Annotated in this window: 22 protein-coding genes and 2 pseudogenes; 14 read left to right on the forward strand and 10 right to left on the reverse strand. The window is 65.8% G+C overall.

Annotated elements, in window-relative coordinates; genetic code table 11:
* Window positions 1-30: 30 nt before the first annotated feature.
* From ACSJDS_RS02480 to ACSJDS_RS02500, 5 genes are all read right to left on the reverse strand, one after another.
* A complete protein-coding gene (locus ACSJDS_RS02480; RefSeq protein WP_473031966.1) occupies window positions 31-411 on the reverse strand; it encodes a DUF6164 family protein in 381 nt (126 codons plus the stop codon).
* A complete protein-coding gene (locus ACSJDS_RS02485; protein WP_473031967.1) occupies window positions 411-965 on the reverse strand; it encodes a hypothetical protein in 555 nt (184 codons plus the stop codon). Before ACSJDS_RS02485 ends, ACSJDS_RS02480 begins: the two co-directional genes overlap by 1 nt.
* 63 nt (window positions 966-1028) lie before the next feature.
* A complete protein-coding gene (locus ACSJDS_RS02490; protein ID WP_473031968.1) occupies window positions 1029-1118 on the reverse strand; it encodes a c-type cytochrome in 90 nt (29 codons plus the stop codon).
* A complete protein-coding gene (locus ACSJDS_RS02495) occupies window positions 1106-1414 on the reverse strand; it encodes a c-type cytochrome (RefSeq protein WP_473031969.1) in 309 nt (102 codons plus the stop codon). Before ACSJDS_RS02495 ends, ACSJDS_RS02490 begins: the two co-directional genes overlap by 13 nt.
* A 136-nt stretch (window positions 1415-1550) precedes the next feature.
* A complete protein-coding gene (locus ACSJDS_RS02500; protein ID WP_473031970.1) occupies window positions 1551-1889 on the reverse strand; it encodes a hypothetical protein in 339 nt (112 codons plus the stop codon).
* Window positions 1890-2286: 397 nt separating this feature from the next.
* Between ACSJDS_RS02500 and ACSJDS_RS02505 the strand changes: the two genes are divergently transcribed.
* The 8 genes from ACSJDS_RS02505 (at window position 2287) to ACSJDS_RS02540 (ending at window position 10200) form a co-directional block, all read left to right on the forward strand.
* Window positions 2287-3540 (forward strand): FMN-binding protein, encoded by a 1254-nt coding sequence (locus ACSJDS_RS02505; RefSeq protein WP_473031971.1) that lies wholly within the window; start codon window positions 2287-2289, stop codon window positions 3538-3540.
* The gene (locus ACSJDS_RS02510; protein ID WP_473031972.1) at window positions 3501-4421 is read left to right on the forward strand and encodes a 4Fe-4S binding protein; all 921 of its coding nucleotides are present in this window, start codon (window positions 3501-3503) and stop codon (window positions 4419-4421) included. Before ACSJDS_RS02505 ends, ACSJDS_RS02510 begins: the two co-directional genes overlap by 40 nt.
* A gap of 137 nt (window positions 4422-4558) precedes the next feature.
* Window positions 4559-6484, forward strand: coding sequence for a TAT-dependent nitrous-oxide reductase (gene nosZ, locus ACSJDS_RS02515; protein WP_473031973.1), 1926 nt, complete (start codon window positions 4559-4561; stop codon window positions 6482-6484).
* A 66-nt stretch (window positions 6485-6550) separates the two neighbouring features.
* Complete coding sequence (locus ACSJDS_RS02520) at window positions 6551-7495, forward strand: NosD domain-containing protein (protein WP_473031974.1); 945 nt, start codon at window positions 6551-6553, stop codon at window positions 7493-7495.
* A complete protein-coding gene (locus ACSJDS_RS02525) occupies window positions 7450-7854 on the forward strand; it encodes a NosD domain-containing protein (protein WP_473034959.1) in 405 nt (134 codons plus the stop codon). Before ACSJDS_RS02520 ends, ACSJDS_RS02525 begins: the two co-directional genes overlap by 46 nt.
* Complete coding sequence (locus tag ACSJDS_RS02530; RefSeq protein ID WP_473031975.1) at window positions 7851-8828, forward strand: ABC transporter ATP-binding protein; 978 nt, start codon at window positions 7851-7853, stop codon at window positions 8826-8828. Before ACSJDS_RS02525 ends, ACSJDS_RS02530 begins: the two co-directional genes overlap by 4 nt.
* Complete coding sequence (locus ACSJDS_RS02535) at window positions 8825-9616, forward strand: ABC transporter permease (protein WP_473031976.1); 792 nt, start codon at window positions 8825-8827, stop codon at window positions 9614-9616. The genes ACSJDS_RS02530 and ACSJDS_RS02535 overlap by 4 nt, the downstream gene beginning before the upstream one ends.
* A 56-nt stretch (window positions 9617-9672) precedes the next feature.
* Window positions 9673-10200, forward strand: coding sequence for a nitrous oxide reductase accessory protein NosL (locus tag ACSJDS_RS02540; protein ID WP_473031977.1), 528 nt, complete (start codon window positions 9673-9675; stop codon window positions 10198-10200).
* Between the two features lie 92 nt (window positions 10201-10292).
* Here the strand turns inward: ACSJDS_RS02540 and ACSJDS_RS02545 are convergent, their stop codons facing one another.
* From ACSJDS_RS02545 to ACSJDS_RS02555, 3 genes are all read right to left on the reverse strand, one after another.
* Window positions 10293-10604, reverse strand: a complete 312-nt coding sequence (locus ACSJDS_RS02545; protein WP_473031978.1) for a c-type cytochrome — start codon at window positions 10602-10604, stop codon at window positions 10293-10295.
* A 126-nt stretch (window positions 10605-10730) separates the two neighbouring features.
* Window positions 10731-11201: an Rrf2 family transcriptional regulator gene (locus ACSJDS_RS02550; RefSeq protein WP_473031979.1), complete on the reverse strand. Its 471-nt coding sequence runs from the start codon at window positions 11199-11201 to the stop codon at window positions 10731-10733.
* 67 nt (window positions 11202-11268) lie between these two features.
* Window positions 11269-11667 (reverse strand): YbaN family protein, encoded by a 399-nt coding sequence (locus tag ACSJDS_RS02555; protein ID WP_473031980.1) that lies wholly within the window; start codon window positions 11665-11667, stop codon window positions 11269-11271.
* Between the two features lie 45 nt (window positions 11668-11712).
* Here ACSJDS_RS02555 and ACSJDS_RS02560 point away from each other — a divergent pair, with 45 nt between their 5' ends.
* From ACSJDS_RS02560 to ACSJDS_RS02580, 5 genes and pseudogenes are all read left to right on the forward strand, one after another.
* Window positions 11713-12897, forward strand: a complete 1185-nt coding sequence (locus tag ACSJDS_RS02560; RefSeq protein ID WP_473031981.1) for an NnrS family protein — start codon at window positions 11713-11715, stop codon at window positions 12895-12897.
* A gap of 119 nt (window positions 12898-13016) precedes the next feature.
* Window positions 13017-14402 (forward strand): oxygen-independent coproporphyrinogen III oxidase, encoded by a 1386-nt coding sequence (hemN, locus tag ACSJDS_RS02565; protein WP_473031982.1) that lies wholly within the window; start codon window positions 13017-13019, stop codon window positions 14400-14402.
* Window positions 14403-14735: 333 nt separating this feature from the next.
* Complete coding sequence (ubiT, locus tag ACSJDS_RS02570) at window positions 14736-15218, forward strand: ubiquinone anaerobic biosynthesis accessory factor UbiT (RefSeq protein ID WP_473031983.1); 483 nt, start codon at window positions 14736-14738, stop codon at window positions 15216-15218.
* A 36-nt stretch (window positions 15219-15254) separates the two neighbouring features.
* The gene (locus tag ACSJDS_RS02575; protein ID WP_473031984.1) at window positions 15255-17366 is read left to right on the forward strand and encodes an adenosylcobalamin-dependent ribonucleoside-diphosphate reductase; all 2112 of its coding nucleotides are present in this window, start codon (window positions 15255-15257) and stop codon (window positions 17364-17366) included.
* Between the two features lie 174 nt (window positions 17367-17540).
* Window positions 17541-18307: pseudogene (locus ACSJDS_RS02580) on the forward strand (ribonucleoside-diphosphate reductase).
* Here ACSJDS_RS02580 and ACSJDS_RS02585 read toward each other — a convergent pair.
* A complete protein-coding gene (locus ACSJDS_RS02585; protein ID WP_473031985.1) occupies window positions 18274-18759 on the reverse strand; it encodes a DeoR/GlpR family DNA-binding transcription regulator in 486 nt (161 codons plus the stop codon). The pseudogene ACSJDS_RS02580 and the gene ACSJDS_RS02585 sit on opposite strands and share 34 nt — an antisense overlap.
* Window positions 18759-19076, reverse strand: a complete 318-nt coding sequence (locus tag ACSJDS_RS02590) for a DeoR family transcriptional regulator (RefSeq protein ID WP_473031986.1) — start codon at window positions 19074-19076, stop codon at window positions 18759-18761. The genes ACSJDS_RS02585 and ACSJDS_RS02590 overlap by 1 nt, the downstream gene beginning before the upstream one ends.
* Window positions 19077-19220: 144 nt before the next feature.
* Between ACSJDS_RS02590 and ACSJDS_RS02595 the strand changes: the two are divergent.
* A pseudogene (locus tag ACSJDS_RS02595) lies at window positions 19221-20494 on the forward strand (NupC/NupG family nucleoside CNT transporter).
* The last annotated feature ends 28 nt before the right edge of the window (window positions 20495-20522 follow it).

The raw sequence follows: 20522 nt of genomic DNA on the forward strand, positions 1-20522 counted from the left end.
GTGGTGAATCGCCATTCGGCTTTCGGCGGGTCAGGCGCCGCCGAAGGCCTCGATCAGCCCCAGGAAGGGCGCCAGGGTCAGGGCCAGGATGGCCAGCACCGCCAGGATGGCCAGCACCACCCGCACGGGATGCTGGCACAGGCGCTGCCACTGGGTGGGCGCCACGCCTCGCTCGACACGGTCGGCATGCGCCTGTTGCTCCCGCGCCTGGCGCTCGGCCTGGTAGCGGTCTAGCGCCTCCCGCGCCGCCTCCAGCTGCGTGTCGTCGCGCAGCCAGATGGCGTCGACCCCCAGCCTCCAGAAGCCGGCATGGGTCTCGTAGGTGTCGAAGCCGTGCTCGTCGAGCAGCCGGCGCACCTCCCAGGCCTCCTCTTCGGAGACATGCGATAGCCGAAACAGCAGCGTCGCCATCAGCCGGCCGCCTCGCATTGCCGCTCGGCCCGGGCGATGGCGGCATCGGCACCGTCGAGCGCGAAGCTCAGGAACCAGTAGTCCTCCTCGGCACGGGTCAGGCGCAGTCGCAGGGTGTCGCCGCGGCGCATCTCCTCGATCAATAGCTCCTGCTCGTTCAGGTAGAAGTTCACATAGAAGCCGCTGTCACCGCGCTGGGTGATGAACTCCGCCATGCCGTTATGGAGGGTGTCGTGATCGACCCGCAGGTCGGCCGGGACCAGGTTGGCCACCCGACTCTTGGCCTGATGCTCGTCGAGCTCGACGCGAACCTCCAGCCACGGCAGGTCGCAGACCCGGGGGGTGAAGTTGAGGCTAAGCAGGGTGTCGCTGTAGCTGTACTGCTCAAGGGCGCGGAAGTGGCGCTCCTCGCCCAGCGTCAGGGTCACGGAGTGCCAGCGGCCGTGCGTTTCGAGGTCGCTGGTGTTGAAGGTGGTGGCGCCGGCCAGCGGCGCGGCGCTCAGGCCGACAGCCAGCGCGGCGAGGCGTGCAGTGGCGGCAAGGGTCTGGATCATGGCCCGGTCATCCTGAAGGTCAGGAGGGCGATGGTAGCATTCACGACCCTGGACGCCGAGCCATCACGGCCTTTCGGGCGCCTCCAGGCGGCTGTAGTGGGCGGCGAGGTCGGCGATGTCCTGGTCGCTCAGGCCACGGGTCATGCTGGCCATTCGGTGGCCTCTTCGCCGGCGCGCAGCGCCTTCATGCCTTCGATGAAGCGGGTTTCATCCATCCCGGCGATGCTGGGATAGCGCGAGGTCACGCTGCGCCCCTGGTAGCCGTGACAGCTGGTGCACAGCTTGGCCATTTCGGCGCCGCGCTTGGGGTCGCCGACGTAACCGAGGGCTGCCGCTTCGTCGGTTGGCTGCGGTTTCGCGTCGCGCTGTGGCGTCGACGCCTCGGCAAGGGCGCTCGTGGCGAGGATCAGCAGCAGGGGAGCGAGCAGAGCGGGAAGCACAGCGCGCATGATGGTGTCACCCTAGTCCGAGTCGTGTAGCGCCATTCTACCCGCTGCGCGTACGGCTGCCCTTGACATGCGTCAGGTCGCCCCGGGAGCGGCGGATCGCCCCGGCAGACGTTCATCTAAAGCCGGCCCCCGTTCATCAGTCGAAATCGCGACTCGGCAGCAGCCAGCTCTCCGAGGGGCGATGGCCGGCCTGCTCGGCCTGCCGGTACTGCTCGGCCATGTCGTCGGTGATGGTTTTCAGGCAGGCCTCGACGCTGGGATGGTCGTCGGCGCTTTCGAAGATCGGTTCGTCCTGCAGCGGGGTCTGGATGTAGTGGCTCTGTTCACAGCTCACCCGTCCCTCTTCCAACTGACGGTAGAGGCGTACCCGGATCGGGGTGGGAATATCACCCAGGCAGAAGGCGTACTCGGTAACCAGCTGGCGCTGATGGATGATCAATGGATTGCGCATGGCATTGAGCGGTTCTTCAGTCATGGCGACTCCGTGAGCCCCGCGGAGGGAGTTGAGCACAGTGCGATCGAGACTATCACCTTGTCGGGAAGGCGAGAAGAGCTCTCCAGGGCCCTCCCAGGGCGTCAATGTCGCATCGACCCTTTCGTTGCCAGATCAACGCAGTTGTCACGATTTTCCGGCTGAATGCGGCATGAGTGGCCAGGTTTGATACAGGTCAGGTTTTCAGCCCCTGGCTATGCTAACGTTAAACAGGTATCGAATATACGCTTTTTCCGGCTGCGCAAGGCACGCCCCAGGGTACTACAGGAAGGGTGTCGTTGCGGTGATGTGCCACGGTCGGGGCTTTTCCATGTCACGGAGTGCAGGCGCCGGTTCCGGCGGACGTCCAGTCGGCATGAACATGATGGAGACGAATGGAATGAGGTTGTTGCACTCCTGGCTGCTGGTGTTGCTGGTAATGTTCTGGCTGCCCACGGTCGCCACGGCGGCGGATTGGCTGCCCGAGATGTTCCCCGAGGCCAGCAGCGTCGGGCAGCCCCTGGAGGACGCCCCGGCCGTGCCGGTGCTGCAAGATGGCGAGATCGTCGGCTATGTCTTCGAGACCAACGACCTCGCGCCCATTCCCGCCTACTCCGGCTATCCCGTCAATATGCGCGTCGGCATGGATCTGGAAGGCCGAATCACCGGCGTGCAGGTGCTGGATCACTCCGAACCGATCATGCTGGTCGGCATCCCCGAGACCGTGCTCGACGATTTCGTCGATCAGTACGTCGGCAAGTCGATCCGCCAGAAGGTGCGTGTCGGCCTCTCGCGCCAGCAGCGCGAAGGCTATGAGCACGTCGACGCGGTGTCCGGTGCCACCGTCACCGTCGTGGTAATGGGCGAGGGCATCATGCGCTCGGCCCGCCAGCTGGCGCGTCAGTTGGGGATCATCACCGCCGCCGTCAGGGAGCCGGCCACGGTTCGCGAGGATATCTTCGAGGAGGCCAGTTGGGCCGAGCTCAAGGAGCAGGGCGCCATCGGCCATCTGCATCTGACCCGTGGCGAGGTCGACGACGCCTTCGTCGGCACCGATGCCGAGGGCGTCGAAGCCGCGCCGGAGGGGCGCGAGGACGAGACCTTCATCGATCTCTACTTCGCCTACCTGAACGTTCCCACCATTGGCCGCAATCTGCTGGGCGAGCGCCAGTACGAGCAACTGATGGAAAGCCTCGGTGAGAACGAGCATGCGCTGGCGCTGCTGGCCGATGGCCGATACTCCTTCAAGGGCTCCGGCTTCGTGCGCGGGGGCATCTACGACCGCATCCTGATCCATCACGGCGGCCGCTCGGATCAGTTCCGCGATACCGACATGCGTCGCCTGTGGGGCATCGACGCCGAGGGAGCGCCGCGCCTGCCCGAGCGCGATATCTTCATCCTGCGCGAAGAGGCGGGCTTCGACCCCGGCCAGGCGTGGGAGGTCGAGCTGCTAGTGCGTCGTCAGGTGGGGGCTCTGGACACCGAGTTTGCCGGTTTCGCAGCGGAGGTGACGGTGCCGGAGCGCTTCCTCGAGATTCCCGAGCCGCCCGCCGATGCCATGCTCGACGCCGACGAGGACCGCCCCTGTGGATCTCGGTCTGGGAAGATCGGGTCATGCACATCATCGTGCTGGGGGCCGGTCTGGGCGTGCTGACCTTCATCCTGCTGTTTCAGGACATGCTGGCCAAACGGCCTCGACTGCTGCACACCCTGCGCTACAGCTTCCTGGTCTATACGGTGGTGTTCATCGGCTGGTATGCCCTGGCGCAGCTCTCGGTGGTGAATATCTTCACTTTCACCAACGCGCTGTTCACCGATTTCCGCTGGTCCACCTTCCTGATGGACCCGATGATGTTCATTCTCTGGAGCTTCGTGGCGGTCTCGCTGCTGCTATGGGGGCGCGGCGTCTACTGCGGTTGGCTCTGCCCCTTCGGCGCCATGCAGGAGCTGATCAGCGCGGTGGCGCTGAAACTGAAGGTGCCGCAGTTCGAGCTGCCCTTCGTGGTTCACGAGCGTCTCTGGGCACTGAAGTACATCATTCTGCTGGGGCTGTTCGCCATCTCGCTGCAGTCCTTGACCCAGGCGGAGATCTACGCCGAGGTCGAGCCCTTCAAGACGGCGGTGCTGCTGAAGTTCCAGCGCGAGTGGGGCTTCGTGCTCTATGCGGTGCTGCTGCTGGTGATCAGCGCCTTCAACCACAAGTTCTACTGCCGCTATGTCTGCCCGCTGGGGGCCGGCCTGGCGATCCCTGCACGCATTCGGCTGTTCGACTGGCTGCGCCGCCACAAGGAGTGCGGCAAGCCCTGCCAGATCTGCGCCCACGAATGCCATATCCAGGCGATCCATCCCGATGGCCGGATCAACCCCAACGAGTGCCACTACTGCCTGGATTGCCAGGTGACCTACCACAACGATCGCAAGTGCCCGCCCATGGTGGTGCAGCGCAAGAAGCGTGAGAAGGCCACCCGGCTCAGCAGCAAGGCGGCAGAGAAACAGCGTATCCCGGTGGCAGAAGTATCCGGAGACGGTGCCTGAGGGGCCGGTGCCCCTCGGGAGCGGTACCCCGCGCGGCGTGAGGCGCCATCAGGCGCCCACGAATCGCCGGAAAGCGAAGGCCGAACGCAGAGTCGGCATCGAGGCTTCTCTCGACATAATGAAACGGAGGTAGTGTCATGAGCGACAACCATAAGGACGACAAGCCCACCGGCTCGCCCGAAGGCGCTTCGGTCAACCAGGGGCGTCGTCGCTTCCTGGCGGGTAGCGCCATGGTCGGTGCGGCCGGCATGGCCGGTGTCACCGGCGTGGCGGGCGTGGGTGCCCTGACCCGCAGCCAGCCGGCCCAGGCGGCCAGCAATGGCGGCGCCGACATCCACGTGCCGCCGGGTGAACTGGACGAGTACTACGGCTTCTGGAGCGGCGGCCACAGTGGTGAAGTGCGCGTCTACGGCGTGCCCTCCATGCGCGAGATCATGCGGATTCCGGTGTTCAACCACTGCTCGGCCTCCGGCTGGGGCATGACCGAAGAATCCAAGCGCATCATGGGCGACAGCCATCGCTTCACCAACGGCGACGCCCACCACCCTCACGTCAGCTACACCGATGGCAGCCACGACGGCCGCTACCTGTTCATCAACGACAAGGCCAACACCCGCGTGGCGCGGATTCGTCTTGATGTCTTCAAGACCGACAAGATGGTCACCGTGCCCAACGTCCAGGCGATCCACGGCCTGCGTCTGCAGAAGGCGCCGCGCACCGGCTATGTGTTCGCCAACGGCGAGTACATGATTCCCCAGCCCAACGACGGGCGGGACATCAACGACCCGTCGAAGTACTACACCCTGTGGAATGCCATCGATGCCGACACCATGGAGGTGAAGTGGCAGGTGATGGTAGACGGCAACCTGGACAATATGGACGCCGACTACACCGGCAAGTACGCCGCGGCGACCTGCTACAACTCCGAGGGCGCTGTGGACCTGGCGGGCAAGATGCGCGCCGACCGCGACTGGGTAACCGTGTTCAGCATCGAGCGTATCGAGCAGGCGGTGGCCGACGGCAACTACATGACCATCGGCGACTCCGACGTGCCGGTGGTCGACGGCCGCAAGAGCTCCGACCTCAACGTTACCCGCTACGTGCCGGTGCCCAAGAACCCCCACGGGCTCAATACGTCCACCGATGGCAAGTACTTCATTGCCGCCGGCAAGCTCTCGCCCACCGTGTCGATGATCGAAATCGCCAAGCTCGACGACCTCTTCGAGGGCAATCTGGACGACGAGCGCGACGTCATTGCCGCCGAGCCGGAAATCGGCCTGGGGCCGCTCCACACCACCTACGACGGCCGCGGCAACGCCTACACCACGGTGTTCATCGACAGCCAGGTGGTGAAGTGGAACATGGAAGACGCCGTGCGCAACTACAACGGCGAGGACGTCGAGTACATCCGCCAGAAGCTGGATGTCCACTACCAGCCGGGCCACAACCATGCAACCCTGGCAGAGTCCAAGGATGCCGACGGCAAGTGGCTGTTCTCTCTGAACAAGTTCTCCAAGGACCGCTACCTGCCGGTGGGCCCGCTGCACCCGGAAAACGATCAGATGATCGACATCTCCGGCGAGGAAATGAAGCTGGTGCACGACACGCCCACCTTCGCCGAGCCCCACGATGCGGTGATCATCCGCCGCGACCAGATCCAGACCAAGCAGATCTGGGAGCGCGACGATCCCTACTTCGCCGAAACCATTGCCATGGCCGAGGCGGACGGTGTCAACGTCGAGACCGACAACACCATCATTCGTGACGGCAACAAGGTGCGGGTCTACATGACCTCGGTGGCGCCGAACTTCGGGATCACCGAAATTCCCGTCAAGCAGGGCAACGAGGTCACGGTGACCATCACCAACCTGGACCGCGTCGAGGATCTCTCCCACGGCTTCTGCGTGGTGGATCACGGCGTGAGCATGGAGATCAGCCCGATGCAGACCGCCTCGATCACCTTCACGGCAGACAAGCCCGGGGTGTTCTGGTACTACTGCAACTGGTTCTGCCACGCGCTGCACATGGAGATGGTCGGTCGCCTGCTCGTCGAGCCGGCGTAAGCCCCTCCGGGGTCGGCGGCAACGCCGACCCCCTCCCTCCTCTCTTTATCTCCAACCGAGAGTCATATGCGTTCGACATGGCTTTTCCTGCTCTTGCTGATGCTGTTTCCGGCGCTGGGCTTCGCCGCCGAGCGTCTCGTCGTGCCGGGCGAGCAGTCGCTGCAAGAGGTGCTGGATTCGGCACAAACCGGTGATCGGGTGCGCCTGATGCCGGGCCTCTACGAGGGTAACTTCGTTGTCGAGACCACCATCGAATTGGTCGGTGAGGAAGGGGCGATTCTGGACGGTCAGGGCCGCGGCAGCGTGCTGAGCGTGATGGCGCCGGCAACCACGGTATCGGGCCTGCATATCCGCAACGACGGGGCCAATCTGACCGAGATAGACAGCGGCATCTTCGTGGCCGATTCTGCCACGGGCGCCGTCATCGAGAACAATCGTATCGAAGCCCGCGGCTTCGGTATCTGGCTGGATGCGCCAGCCGATGTGCGGGTGGAAGGCAACCGCATCAGCGGCGACGCCTCCCTGCGCTCCCAGGACCGCGGCAACGGCCTGCAGCTCTTCAACGTCACCGGTGCCGAGATCATCGGCAACGAGATCTGGGAGGCCCGGGACGGCATCTATATCGATGTCAGCAACCACAATCGCCTGATCGGTAATCTGCTGCGCGATCAGCGCTATGGCGTACATTACATGTTCTCGCACGCCAACGAGGTGCGCGACAACGAGACCCGCAACAATCGGCTCGGCTACGCGCTGATGCAGTCGCGCCAGCTCGAGGTGGTCGGCAACCGCTCGATCCGCGATCAGAACTACGGCTTTCTGCTCAACTTCATCGTCGACTCGGTGATCGCCGAGAACATCGCCATCGAAGCCCAGCGGGGGGCGTGGCGGCGGCACCCGACGGCCACGCCATCAGCGGCGCCGAGGGCAAGGCGCTGTTCGTCTATAATTCGCTGTTCAACGAGATTCGCGACAACCTGTTTGCCCGCACCGAGATCGGCATTCATATGACCGCCGGCTCCGAGGACAACGAGTTTCACGGCAATGCCTTCGTCGGCAACGAGAGCCAGGTCAAGTACGTGGCCCTGCGCGAGCAGGAGTGGTCCCATGACGGCCGCGGCAACTACTGGAGCGACTACCTGGGCTGGGATCTCAGCGGCGACGGTATCGGCGACATCCCCTATGAACCCAATGATTCGGTGGACCGGCTGATCTGGACCTACCCGATGGCCAAGATCCTGATGAACAGCCCGGCGGTTCAGGTGCTGCGCTGGGTACAGCGCGAGTTTCCGATCCTGCGTCCGCCCGGCGTCAAGGACAGCCACCCCCTCATGACCCTACCCGACTGGATGGCGGAGGCCCTGCAATGACTCACCCCGTAATCGAGATGGCATCCGTCGGCAAGCGTTTCGGCAAGCTGGCCGCCCTCAACGACGTCAGCCTGCGCCTGGGCGAAGGCGAAGTGCTGGGCCTGATGGGCCACAATGGTGCCGGCAAGTCCACGTCGATGAAGCTGATCCTCGGCCTGATTCGGCCCAGCAGCGGCGAGCTGCGGGTGTTCGGCCATGACCCGAGCGGCGCCGAGGCCAACGACCTGCGGCTGCGGTTGGGCTATCTGCCCGAGAACGTGCAGTTCTACGAGCAGCTCAGCGGCCGCGAGGTGTTGCGCTACTTCGCCAAGCTCAAGCGCGTCGGTCACGGCGTCGTCGACACTCTGCTGGAGCGGGTCGGCCTGACCCACGCCATGCATCGCCGGGTGAAGACCTACTCCAAGGGCATGCGCCAGCGCCTGGGCCTTGCCCAGGCATTGATCGGCGAGCCGCGCCTGATGCTGCTCGATGAGCCGACCGTGGGGCTCGACCCCATGGCGACACGCGATTTCTATGCGATGGTCGATGAGCTGCGCGGCCGTGGCGTCAGCGTGATCCTCTGCTCCCATGTGCTGCCGGGGGTCGAGCGGCATATCGACCGGGCGGCGATTCTCGGCCAGGGCCGTATGCTGGCCTCGGGCAGCATCGACGAGCTGCGTGAGGCCGCCAACCTGCCGCTGGTGATGCGCCTGCGCACCGCTCTGACGCCGGACGCCGTGGCCGAGCGGCTGCAGGCCTTCGGCGTTCGTGTCGACCAGGGCAGCCTGGGGCGGCTCGAGCTGGCGGTGCCCACGCGGGCCAAGGTCGAAGTGCTGCGCGCCCTGCTGACTGACGGCCAGGTCGAGGATATCGACCTCGAACCGCCGACGCTGGAGTCGCTCTACGCCCACTTCGACGGCACCGTGCGTCGCAACACCGCGGTGGAAGAGGTCACTATGTCAGCCAACGTCGGCCCGGAGGGCGTTACCGTATGAACAATCTGCTGATAGTCGCCGGCAAGGAGTTTCGCGACGGCCTGCGCAACCGCTGGGTGCTGGCCATTACCCTGGTGTTCGGGCTGCTGGCCATCGGGCTGGCCTACTTCGGTGCCGCGGCCTCCGGTCAGGTGGGCTTCACCCGGGTGTCGACCACCATCGTCAGCCTGTCGAGCCTGGCGGTCTTCCTGATCCCGCTGATCGCCCTGATGCTGGCCTATGACAGCATCGTTGGCGAGGACGAGCAGGGTACCCTGCTGCTGCTGCTCACCTATCCCATCAGCCGGGTCGAGATCCTGGCCGGCAAGTTCCTGGGCCATGCGGCCATTCTCGGGGTCTCCACCCTGGTCGGTTTCGGCGTGGCCGGGGTGGTTATCGCCGCCTTCGGCAGCGTGGAGAACCTCGGCGAACTGGTGGCCGCCCTGGCCCTGTTCATTCTCTCGGCAATGCTGCTGGGCTGGGCCTTCATCGGCTTCGCCTACCTGATCAGCGTCAACGTGGCCGAGAAGTCCCGTGCGGCGGGCATCGCCCTGGTGGTCTGGTTCCTGTTCGTCATCGTCTTCGACCTGGCGCTGCTGGGCCTGCTGGTCGGCACCGGGGGCCAGGTCAGCGAGGGGCTCTTCCACTACCTGCTGCTGCTCAACCCCACGGACATCTTCCGCATCGTCAACCTGACCTTCTTCGAGGCGGCGCGGACCCAGGCCGGCCTGGCCTCCATCGGCGCCGATGCGGCCTTCCATCCGGCGATGCTGATCGGTGCGATGCTCGCCTGGGTGGTCGTCCCCTGAGTCTGGCCCTGTGGGTCTTCCGCAGCCGTGAGGCGTGACGTCCAAGGAGTTATGTCATGTTGACGCGTAGGAAGTTCATCATCGTGCTGGGCGGTGTCTCGCTCGCTGGGCTGGCCGGCTGCGGCAGCGAAGAGAGCGAGGCCGTGGCCTGCGGGCCGCTCCCCATCGAGTCAGGCGATGAGTGTGCCGTATGCGGGATGTTCATTGCCGAGCATCCTGGTCCCAAGGCGCAGGCCTGCCTGCGCGATGGGCGAGTGCTCAAGTTCTGTTCCACCTCCGACATGTTCGTCTGGCTGCTGCAGCCGGACTCGGTGCCTCAGCTGCAGCAGGCCTTCGTCCATGACATGGGCACTACCGACTGGGAGTCCCCGGCCGACGATGCCTATATCGGAGCCGACGTGGCCTTCTATGTCACTGAGCAGCCGCTGATGGGGGCCATGGGGCCAACGCTGGCCTCTTTTGGCAGCGAGGCGGAGGCGCGCGCCTTCATCGAGGAGCACGACGGCCTGCTGCTCGACTATGAAGAGGTCGACGTGGCGGTGATCAACCAGCTGGCTCGCTCGCACATCGAGCGCAGCATGTAGCAGCGCTCTGGGTGTCTCGAGAATAGGCGTAAACGTATCGCCCCGGCCGGAGCAACCGGCCGGGGGCGATGCGTGCTCAGGGGCTTGCCGACTTAGAGCACCGGCTCCAGCATGAAGTCGACGGCGGCCTTGACTTCTTCGTCGCTCAGGCTGGGGTGGCCGCCGCGCGCCGGCATGGCCTGGAAGCCCTCGATGGAGTGCTCGTACATGACATCCATGCCCTGCTCCAGGCGCGGGGCCCAGGCGGCCTCGTCGCCCTTGATCGGGGCGCCGGCGGCGCCGGTCATGTGGCAGGCCATGCAGGCCTGGTTGTAGATGGCTTCACCGTCGGGCTCGGCCTGGGCAGCGGCGGTGAAGGCGAGGGCGGCAGCACCGGTCAACAGGGCAGTGGTCAGTTTGTTCATCAAGGTTCTCCTGGTCGTGCTAGTCACGGGTTGGCCTGGCCCCGGTGGGGCAGTAGGCCAGGTTGGGAAATATTTCCATGATCACATCATGGTAGACAAGAATCGCGCCCAAGGGCAGGGCAAAGGTTAGGCCGGTGGAGACGAAGGAGGTTCACGTCCATCGCTCTGGATCTTCAGCAGCTTGACCAGCTGAGGCTGGCGGCGGCCGAGCATATCCGCCAGCGTATAGCGGTCCAGGACGGCCATGAAGGCGCCGAGGGCCTCATTGAGAATCGGCTTGAGCCGGCAGGCCGGGGTAATGATGCACTCGTTGTGGTCGCGAAAGCACTCCACCAGGCCGAGTTCGCTCTCGGTGTCCCGCACCAGCTCGCCCAGGCTCACCTCCTCTGCGGGGCGGTTGAGCAGCAAGCCGCCGTTCTTGCCGCGAATGGTGGTGATATAGCCGCGGTGGCTGAGGTCCTGGACCACCTTCATCAGGTGGTTGCGAGACACTCCGAAGCTGTCGGCGATCTCGGTGATGGTCGCCCGCTCATCGCCCTTGACGGCGAGGAAGATCAGCACGCGCAGGGCGTAGTCGGTGTAGCGAGTTAGATGCATAAGGTTACTCGGTAGTCCCCCGGCGTTTGATTTGCGTCAAAAACGTGAATAAAAGCGGTATATCTTATCACCGGTTACTACAGCGGGCGTGGCAGGGTGCGACATCCGGTCGCGTCAGCACGAAGGTGGCCACGCAGCAGAAGATTACCGCGGTCAGCCCCAGCGCCGGCGCCGGCGCCCCACCCAGCCACAGCACCAGCCAGCTGAGCACCAGCAGGCCCGCCGCGAGACGCTTGGCGCGGCGGGGCACGGCGCGCTGACTCTGCCAGGCGTGCAGCGTGGGCCCCAGCCGGGGATGCTCCCACAGCCAGCGGGCCAGGCGCGGCGATCCCTTCGGGGCCGCCCAGGCGGCCACCAGCAGAAAGGGCGTGGTGGGCAGCAGCGGTACCACCAGGCCGGCGGTGCCCAGGCCGATACAGCCGTAGGCCAGGCAGCGCCAGGCCATTCGTGACACCATGGACATCATGCGGACCTCACGGATTGGCAGCGACTCCTCTAAGTAGTATTTTATATGCATGTTTGGCGTCGATGTAAAGCCCGCGCGGGCGTCCCCCCCGATCGTCGCGGTCCGCGCGGGCCCAGCCTGCCGGCCTGGCGCTGGCTCTTCCCCCTGGCAGCGCTGCACGCGGCGCTGATGGTGCCGCTGTCGCTGCTCTCCCTCTATCACTCGCTGGATCTCCTGCCGCATTTGGCCTCGCCCGCCGCCCATGCCCGGGAGCTGCTGTTCGGGTTTGCCCTGGCGGTGATCGCCGGCTACCTGCTCGGTCCACTGCCGCGCCATCGCCTTATCGGTCTGGTGGGGCTCTGGCTGGTGGGGCGCCTGGGGGTGCTGGAGTGGCCGGGCAGCTTCCTGGCGAGCCTGGCGGATGGCGCCTTCGCCCTGTGGGTGGCGGCACTGCTGGTGCCGCGTTTCCTTGCGGCCAAGAAGTGGCGCAATCGGCTCTTGTCACCGCTGCTGGGGCTGATCTGCCTGCTGGCGGTGGTGACCCTCACCTGGCGCTATCTGGAGGGGATGCCCACCACCGACCCGCTGATGCACCAGAGCGTGCTGTGGCTGGTGCTGCTGATGACCTTCATGGGCGGCCGGGTGATCGCCCCGGCGGTCAACGGTCATCTGATGCAGCGTCACGGCGTCGCTGGCGGCGGCGTGCAGCCGCCTATCGAGGCGGCACTGATCGTGCTGCTGGGGTTGGCCCCCTTCATCATGCTGTGGCCCCCGCTGCAGCCGCTGGCCGCGCTGCTGGTGGCGGCCGCCGGGCTGCTGGTGCTGTGGCGGATCCGCCGCTGGCGGCCGGCGCTGTGTCGGGAGCGGCGGGATCTGCTGGTGCTGATGCTCGGCTACGGCTGGCTGGGCATCGGGCTGCTGCTGCTGGCGCGCACCTGGTGGCTGCCGGCCCACGCCAGCACCTCGCTGCACGCCTTCACCATCGGGGCCCTGGGCACCCTGGCCAGCGCCATCATGCTGCGCCAGGTGATCCTGCGCGCCAAGGGGCGCCCCGAGTCGGAGTGGAGCCTGGTGCCGCTGGCGGCGTTGTTTGCCCTGGCGGCCCTGCTGCGGCTGTGGGTGCTGGAGACGGGCAGCGCCTGGCTGGTGGTGCTGTGGGGGTCGGCCGCGGCCTGGAGCCTGGCCTGGCTGCTGGTGGCGTGGCGGCTGTGGCACTGGCTGGCGCGGCTGCCGGCCGGGCGGCCCCGATAGACTTGACCCTGGGCAAGGGTCCGACCTGCCCCTGACGACGCGGCCGGCCGCCAATGGCATACTGACGGCATGAGGCGATGGCCCGCTCCATGCCCCCTTTCAAGAGGCTGTTTCCGATCATGCAAGACACCCTGCTGTTCAACCGCCCCCTGGTGGAGAAGTACGACCGCCCGGGGCCGCGCTATACCTCCTATCCCACGGCGCCGCAGTTCCATACCGCCTTCGCCGAGGACGACTATCGCGCCGCCGCCGAGCGCAGCAACCGTGCCGAGACGCCCAAGCCGCTCTCGGTCTACGTGCATATCCCGTTCTGCAAGAGCCTGTGCTACTACTGCGCCTGCAACAAGATCATCACCCACAACACCGAGCGCGCCGCCGAGTACCTGACCTGGTTGAAGCGGGAGATCGAGGTCCAGGGGGCGCTGTTCGACGATTCGCGGCGCATGACCCAGCTGCACCTGGGCGGCGGTACGCCCACCTACCTGAGCAATGCTCAGCTGGGCGAGCTGATGGCGGCGCTGGACGCGGCCTTTCACTTTGCGCCCCCCGCCGAGCGCGAGTTCTCCCTGGAGGTGGACCCGCGCACGGTCACTCCCGAGCAGATCCATGAGCTGCACGATCTGGGGTTCAACCGGCTCAGCTTCGGTGTCCAGGACTTCGACGAGGCCGTGCAGAAGGCGGTCAACCGCATCCAGAGCGAGGAGCAGGTGGTGGAGCTGGTGCAGGCGGCCCGCGAGGCCGGCTTTGCCTCGGTCAGCGTCGATCTGATCTACGGCCTGCCGCTGCAGACCGTGGCCAGCTTCGATGCCACCCTGGACAAGATCATCGCCCTGCGTCCGGATCGTATCGCCACCTACAGCTATGCGCATCTGCCCGACCTGTTCAAGGCCCAGCGGTTGATCCGCCCGGAGGACATGCCGCCGCCGGAGCGCAAGATGGAACTGCTCGAGCTGACCATTCGGCGTCTCACCGAGGCGGGCTATGTCTATATCGGCATGGACCACTTCGCCCTGCCCGAGGACGAGCTCAGCCTGGCCCGCGAGAACGGCACCCTGCAGCGCAACTTCCAGGGCTACTCCACCCATGCCGATTGCGACATGATCGGGCTCGGCAACACCTCCATCGGCAAGGTGGGCGACAGCTACAGCCAGAACGTCAAGGAGACCGCCCAGTACCAGGCGCGGCTCGAGGCCGGCCGGCTGCCGGTGATGCGCGGCTACCGACTCAATGACGATGACCGCCTGCGTCGCGACGTGATCAACGCCCTGATGTGCCACGGGCGGGTGGACTTCGCCGATATCGAGGCCCGCCACGGGATCGCCTTTCGCGACTACTTCGCCGACGCCCTCGGGGCGCTCGAGGAGATGGCCGACGACGGCCTGTTGGCGATCCGCGAGGACGAGCTCGAAGTGCTGCCCGCGGGGCGTTTGATGATGCGCAACATGGCCATGACCTTCGACGCCTACCTCAAGCCCGAGGAGAACCGCTACTCGCGTACGGTGTGACGGCCCTTGGGATCACGCGAACACGGCGCCCTGCGGGGCGCCGTGTTCGTGGAGGGGATGGTGTCATGGCCGAATCGTTGAGATAGGGATCGTGTCCGCCGCTTGGGGATCAAAGAGTTATCGGAACGCAAGGGGGAGAGCCAATTTTTTATCCAGATATGGTGCTTGATCATCGAATCTGGACTATATATGGTACGCAGGCCCCGGTCGGGGCAGTGGCATGAGCTTGACGCATATCAGTGCAGGCGGCCGCCATCGCGCCTAGGATGATCGGTTCGTCGGCCTGCCGTGGCCGCATGCGATTCCACCGGCTCGATCCCATGGAGAGTAGCGATGTCCCTGTTGCCGTTGTCATTCCTGCCGCGTCCACCCGCCCCGACCCAGCTGATTCGCGCCATTGACCCCCGCGTGCCACTGCCGATCAAGCAGCGCGTGGTCGAGCCGCTGCTCAACCGTACCTTCGCCGAGCCCCTCGCCGAGGGTGAGTTCGACGCCCTAGAGGGGCGGCGTATCACCCTCAACGTGGAAGACCTGGGCGTCGTCTTGACGCTGAGTCTCCAGGATCAGCGCCTGGTGCTCACCCGCGAGGCCGGCGAGGCGACCATTCGCGGGGGCTGGCGGGAGTTTCTCTGCCTGGCGACGCGCCGCGAGGACCCCGATGCGCTGTTCTTCCAGCGCCGGCTGCTGATCGAGGGTGACACCGAGCTTGGCCTGATGGTCAAGAACCTCCTCGACAGCCGCGAGGAGGGCCTGGCCCAGGGCCGGTTCGGCGACTGGCTGGTGCGGCTGGAGCGCATGGCGCGCCGCAACGATTGACCCTGCCCCTATCCAAGGAACTGTCGGAGCCTCTTCATGAGCACAACCACCAAGGCCGTCAAGTCATCCAACGAGGTGCCGCTGCAGGTGCCCTCTCGCGATATCTGGGACGCCAAGTATCGTCTCAAGGATCGTCACGGGCGGCCCGTGGACAAGGACGTGGCGGCCACCTGGGAGCGGGTGGCCCGGGCCCTGGCGGCGGTGGAGGGCGGCAAGGCCGATGAGTGGCTGCCCAAGTTCCGCTGGGCGCTGGAGAACGGCGCCATTCCCGCCGGGCGCATCATGTCCAACGCCGGCGCCGAGGACTACAAGCCGGCGGTGAGCCTGATCAACTGCACGGTGTCGCGCACCATCCGCGACTCCATGCACGATATCCTCTCGTCGGTGGTGGACGCCGGCATGACCCTCAAGGCGGGCTGCGGCATCGGCTATGAGTTCTCCACCCTGCGCCACAAGGGCGCCTTCGTGTTCGGCGCCGGGGCCGGCACCAACGGCCCGCTGGCGTTCATGGATATCTACGACAAGATGTGCTTCACGGTGGCCTCAGCCGGCGGGCGACGCGGCGCCCAGATGGGCACCTTCGACGTCGGCCATCCCGACGTGCGCGCCTTCATCGAGGCCAAGCGCGAGGCCGGCCGGCTGCGCCAGTTCAACCTCTCGCTGCTGATCACCGACGAGTTCGTGGAGGCGGTGAAGAACGACAGCGACTGGCCGCTGGCCTTCCCGCTGCATGCGGGCGAGAAGGACGACGTCAAGCCGGAGGACCTGATCTACCGCGACTGGCCGGTGATCGAGGAGGGCTACACCGTTGACGCCGAGGGGCGCGTCGCCTGCCGCATCGTCGAGGTGATCAAGGCGCGCGAGCTGTGGGACACCATCATGCGTTCGACCTACGACTTCGCCGAGCCGGGCTTCATCCTGATCGATCAGGTCAACCGCATGAACAACAACTGGTTCTGCGAGGAGATCCGGGCGACCAATCCCTGCGGTGAGCAGCCGCTTCCTCCCGAGGGCGCCTGCCTGCTGGGCTCGGTCAACCTGACCCGCTTCGTCATCGACCCCTTCGGCAAGAAGCCGCGCTTCGACTGGGAGCGCTATCGCAAGGTGGTGGCGATCTTCACCCGCATGCTGGACAACGTGGTGGAGATCAGCGGCCTGCCGCTCGAGGGGCAGCGCCGCGAGATCGAGGCCAAGCGCCGCCACGGCATGGGCTTTCTGGGCCTGGGCTCGACCCTGACCATGCTCAAGATCCCCTACGGCTCCGCCGAGTCGCTGGCCTTCACCGAGGAGGTCAGCCGCAACCTGGCCATCGAAGGCTGGAAGCAGGCGCTGGAACTCTCCCGCGAGAAGGGCATGGCACCGATCCTCGCCGAGGATTTCGAGATCACGCCCAGGATGCTGCGCGAGCGGCCCGAGCTTGCCAAGGACGGTTACGAGGTGGGCGACAAGGTGCCGGGGCGCATCCTGCACGCCCGCTACAGCCGCTACATGCAGAAGGTCGCCGAGGTGGAGCCGGAGCTGGTCGCCGCGCTCGCCGAGCACGGCGCGCGCTTCACCCACCACAGCTCGATCGCGCCCACCGGCACTATCTCGCTGTCACTGGGCAATAACGCCTCGAACGGTATCGAGCCGTCGTTCTCGCACCGCTACTTCCGCAACGTCATCCAGGCGGGCAAGAAGACCAAGGAGCAGGTCGAGGTGTGCTCCTTCGAGCTGGCGGCTTACCGGCACTTCATCGCCAGCGAGGCCGTGGAGAGCGACCTGCCCGACTACTTCATCACCGCCGATGCGGTAACGCCCAAGCAGCACGTGGCGGTACAGGCCGCCGCCCAGGTGTGGGTGGACTCGGCGATCTCCAAGACGGTCAACGTGCCCACCGAGTTCCCCTTCGAGGCGTTCAAGGACCTCTACCTGGACGCCTACGAGAGCAAGCTCAAGGGCTGCACCACCTTCCGCTTCAACCCGGAGGCCTTCCAGGGCGTGCTGGTCCGCGAAGACGACCTCAAGAACACCACTTACGTCTTTGAGCTGGAGAACGGCGAGACCGTGGAGCTTGCCGGCGACGAGAAGGTGATCTATGACGGCGAGGAGCACAATGCGGCGAACCTCTATGATGCGTTGAAGGAAGGCACCTATGGCAAGTGGTAACTCACGACCTACTGCGCTCGCCGAGGCGGTGTTGCAGTCTTTCTCGGAATGCTCATTTACGGCTCGTAAACTCCGCTTCCTCGAAAGCCTGCGCCTTGCCTCGCCTTCGCTCGTGACGGTCGTGAGCGGCCGTCACCCAAGCGTCAACGCACAACTTTCCGCAGGAGCCCCGTGATGGCCGTCGAAATCAATTCCAAGATCGTCTCCTACAGCGTCAAGAAGGCCGTGGAGGAGCAAGCCCCCCTGGCCGACGAGAACCCGCTCACGGTGCGCATTCCCTCGCGCCCGGAGGGCACCCTGGAGGCGGTCTCCGAGAAGATCTCCTACGTCGGCGCCGAGGGCCGCAAGAAGGTCTACCTGCTGGTCTCCTTCATGCCCGTGGAGGGCGTGCTCGACGGCAAGCGGGTGGTGATCGAGCGGCCGGTGGAGTTCTTCTTCCCCTCCGGCCAGCTCTCCAGCGAGCACCAGTGGATCACTGCCACCATGCGCAGCCTGTCGCTGGCCGCCCGCGGCGGCTACGTCACCCAGGCGGTGGCCGATCTGCGCAAGGTGGCCTGGGACAAGGGCCTGGTACGCTGCGGCATGAACCGCTGGGCAAGCCGATGTTCCACGACTCCGAGGTCGCCGCCATCGCCTGGTCGATCCAGCAGATCCTCTACCGCCGCGGCTTCCTCGACCAGGACGGCAACCAGGTGCCGGTGGAAGAGCTGGTCAGCCGCTACGCTCACCGCCTGACCCACGGCCACGCCTGGCAGCCGCCGGCCCATGAGGAAGAGGCCGCGCCCGCGGGTGCCGTCTCGGCCATCGGCGGCGACGCGGCCAGCGACAAGGGCGACGGCCCCACCGTGGTGGGCCACTGCCCCGAGTGCCGCGGCGAGCTGATCATGATGGACGGCTGCCCCACCTGCTATGCCGGCTGCGGCTGGTCCAAGTGTGGTTGAATCGAGGGGTCATGCCGCAATGATACGCGGCCGCTCTCTCCGGCAGGGGCCGCGAGCGGTGCATCCTTGCCGGTGATCACCATGTCGAAGTCCTCCAGTCCGGCGAAGTAGGCAGGACGAATCACGCCGATCTTGCTGTCGTCCACCACCAGCAGGCGCTGTGCCGCAGAGGCGATGGCGGCCTGCTTGGGCGCGACTTCATGGAAGTGAAAGCAGCTCACGCCACGCTCGGCATGCACCCCCGCTGCCGACAGGAACGCCTTGTTGATACCCAGGCGGTGAATCGCATCGGGCATGTCATCGCCGGAGAAGGTCTGGGAAACGGCGTGGTAGAGGCCGCCGAGCAGGATCAGCCGCACACCGGGCAGCCGGCTCACCGCATTGGCGACATTCAAGGCATAGGTCACCACCGTCAGCTCGCGGATGCCCGCCAGCAGGCCGGTCAGCGGCATCAGCGTCGTGCCGCAGTCGATGAACAGGGTGTCCCCTCCTCGATGAACAGCACGGCTTGCTCGCAGAGCCGGTGCTTGGCCTGGGAATGGCTATCCAGCTCCTTGTCCAGATTGTAGACCGGCGCGTACTGGGGGTTATCGGCCATCACCAGCCGCCCGCCGAAGAAGACGAGGGCGCCGTTGCTGGCTGCCACGTCGCGGCGGATGGTCATTTCCGAGACGTGGCAGTGCCTCGCCGCGTCCGATAGGCGCATGGTGCCGCCTGCGGCCAACGCCTGCTGCAGGCGGGCCAGGCGCTCGGCTCGTCGTGGGTTCATGTTGCGGTTCCTTATGCGGCTCCTTGATGCATCGGAGACTTTTGCCAGAAAATGTTAGAAAAATAACACGCGGTGTTATAAATTTCACATCATGCCCGCTCCCGGTGCGCCGGGTCCTAGCACGACAATGACAACAGGTGCCCCATGACCCCTATCATGAGCCTCGTCGGCATGGCGACCCTGATCGCCATCGCCCTGCTTTTCTCCACCGATCGCCGCGCCATCCGCCTGCGTACCGTGGGCGGCGCCTTCGCCATCCAGGCCGGTATCGGCGCCTTCGTGCTCTATGTGCCCGCTGGCCAGGCGGTGCTCGCCGCCGTCTCCGGGGCGGTCAGCCAGGTGGTGGCCTACGCCAACGATGGCATCGACTTCGTGTTCGGCGGCCTCGCCGACGTGGAGAACATCGGCTTCGTCTTTGCCATACAGGTGCTGCCGGTCATCGTGTTCTTCTCCTCGCTGACGGCGGTACTCTATTACATCGGCATCATGCAGTGGGTGATTCGCCTCCTCGGCGGTGCCCTGCAGAAGGCCCTGGGCACCTCCCGCACCGAGTCGCTATCGGCCACCGCCAATATCTTCGTCGGCCAGACCGAGGCGCCCCTGGTGGTACGCCCCTTCATCGCCCGCATGACCCCGTCCCAACTCTTCGCGGTGATGTGCGGCGGGCTCGCCTCGGTGGCCGGTGCGGTGCTGGCCGGCTATGCGGCGCTGGGCGTTCCCATGGAGTACCTGGTGGCCGCCTCCTTCATGGCCGCCCCCGGCGGGCTGCTCTTCGCCAAGCTGATCATGCCCGAGACCCAGACCCCCGAGGACAGCATCTCGGCGGCCGAGAAGCGCCTCGACGAGGAGGAGGATCACCCCACCAACGTCCTGGATGCCGCCGCCGCTGGCGCCTCCTCGGGGCTCAAGCTGGCCGCCAACGTCGGCGCCATGCTGGTCGCCTTCATCGCCCTGATCGCCCTGGTCAACGGCATCCTCGGTGGCCTGGGCGGCTGGGTCGGCATGGAGGCGCTGAGCCTGGAGCTGATCCTCGGCTGGCTCTTCGCGCCGCTGGCCTTCCTGCTGGGCGTGCCCTGGGAGGAGGCGACGCTGGCCGGCTCCTTCCTCGGCCAGAAGCTGGTGGTCAACGAGTTCGTTGCCTATATCAACCTGGCCCCCTACCTCGAGGGCAGCCAGCTGGTGCCGGCCACCGGCCAGGCGATGACGCCCCACACCATGGCGATCCTCTCCTTCGCCCTGTGCGGCTTCGCCAACCTGTCGTCCATCGCCATCCTGCTCGGCGGCCTTGGGAGTATCGCCCCAGCCGTCGCCACGATATCGCCCGCTTTGGCCTCAAGGCGGTGCTGGCCGGTACCCTCTCCAACCTGATGTCCGCCTCTATCGCTGGCCTCTTCCTCTCCCTGGGGGCCATGGGCTGATGCCGATTTCCGCTACGACCTATTCTAG

It is taken from the genome of Halomonas sp. SL18_1, from assembly GCF_055755715.1.

What these genes read in the sequence shown, in the direction of transcription:
- ACSJDS_RS02495 (WP_473031969.1), bottom strand. Translation starts at nt 1,414, where the DNA reads ATGCGCGCTGTGCTTCCCGCTCTGCTCGCTCCCCTGCTGCTGATCCTC.
- ACSJDS_RS02490 (WP_473031968.1), bottom strand. Translation starts at nt 1,118, where the DNA reads ATGGCCAGCATGACCCGTGGCCTGAGCGACCAGGACATCGCCGACCTC.
- ACSJDS_RS02485 (WP_473031967.1), bottom strand. Translation starts at nt 965, where the DNA reads ATGATCCAGACCCTTGCCGCCACTGCACGCCTCGCCGCGCTGGCTGTC.
- ubiT (WP_473031983.1), top strand. Translation starts at nt 14,736, where the DNA reads ATGTCCCTGTTGCCGTTGTCATTCCTGCCGCGTCCACCCGCCCCGACC.
- ACSJDS_RS02530 (WP_473031975.1), top strand. Translation starts at nt 7,851, where the DNA reads ATGACTCACCCCGTAATCGAGATGGCATCCGTCGGCAAGCGTTTCGGC.
- ACSJDS_RS02575 (WP_473031984.1), top strand. Translation starts at nt 15,255, where the DNA reads ATGAGCACAACCACCAAGGCCGTCAAGTCATCCAACGAGGTGCCGCTG.
- ACSJDS_RS02540 (WP_473031977.1), top strand. Translation starts at nt 9,673, where the DNA reads ATGTTGACGCGTAGGAAGTTCATCATCGTGCTGGGCGGTGTCTCGCTC.
- ACSJDS_RS02545 (WP_473031978.1), bottom strand. Translation starts at nt 10,604, where the DNA reads ATGAACAAACTGACCACTGCCCTGTTGACCGGTGCTGCCGCCCTCGCC.
- ACSJDS_RS02585 (WP_473031985.1), bottom strand. Translation starts at nt 18,759, where the DNA reads ATGCCGCTGACCGGCCTGCTGGCGGGCATCCGCGAGCTGACGGTGGTG.
- nosZ (WP_473031973.1), top strand. Translation starts at nt 4,559, where the DNA reads ATGAGCGACAACCATAAGGACGACAAGCCCACCGGCTCGCCCGAAGGC.
- ACSJDS_RS02510 (WP_473031972.1), top strand. Translation starts at nt 3,501, where the DNA reads ATGCACATCATCGTGCTGGGGGCCGGTCTGGGCGTGCTGACCTTCATC.
- ACSJDS_RS02590 (WP_473031986.1), bottom strand. Translation starts at nt 19,076, where the DNA reads ATGAACCCACGACGAGCCGAGCGCCTGGCCCGCCTGCAGCAGGCGTTG.
- ACSJDS_RS02500 (WP_473031970.1), bottom strand. Translation starts at nt 1,889, where the DNA reads ATGACTGAAGAACCGCTCAATGCCATGCGCAATCCATTGATCATCCAT.
- ACSJDS_RS02480 (WP_473031966.1), bottom strand. Translation starts at nt 411, where the DNA reads ATGGCGACGCTGCTGTTTCGGCTATCGCATGTCTCCGAAGAGGAGGCC.
- hemN (WP_473031982.1), top strand. Translation starts at nt 13,017, where the DNA reads ATGCAAGACACCCTGCTGTTCAACCGCCCCCTGGTGGAGAAGTACGAC.
- ACSJDS_RS02505 (WP_473031971.1), top strand. Translation starts at nt 2,287, where the DNA reads ATGAGGTTGTTGCACTCCTGGCTGCTGGTGTTGCTGGTAATGTTCTGG.
- ACSJDS_RS02520 (WP_473031974.1), top strand. Translation starts at nt 6,551, where the DNA reads ATGCGTTCGACATGGCTTTTCCTGCTCTTGCTGATGCTGTTTCCGGCG.
- ACSJDS_RS02555 (WP_473031980.1), bottom strand. Translation starts at nt 11,667, where the DNA reads ATGATGTCCATGGTGTCACGAATGGCCTGGCGCTGCCTGGCCTACGGC.
- ACSJDS_RS02535 (WP_473031976.1), top strand. Translation starts at nt 8,825, where the DNA reads ATGAACAATCTGCTGATAGTCGCCGGCAAGGAGTTTCGCGACGGCCTG.
- ACSJDS_RS02550 (WP_473031979.1), bottom strand. Translation starts at nt 11,201, where the DNA reads ATGCATCTAACTCGCTACACCGACTACGCCCTGCGCGTGCTGATCTTC.
- ACSJDS_RS02560 (WP_473031981.1), top strand. Translation starts at nt 11,713, where the DNA reads ATGCATGTTTGGCGTCGATGTAAAGCCCGCGCGGGCGTCCCCCCCGAT.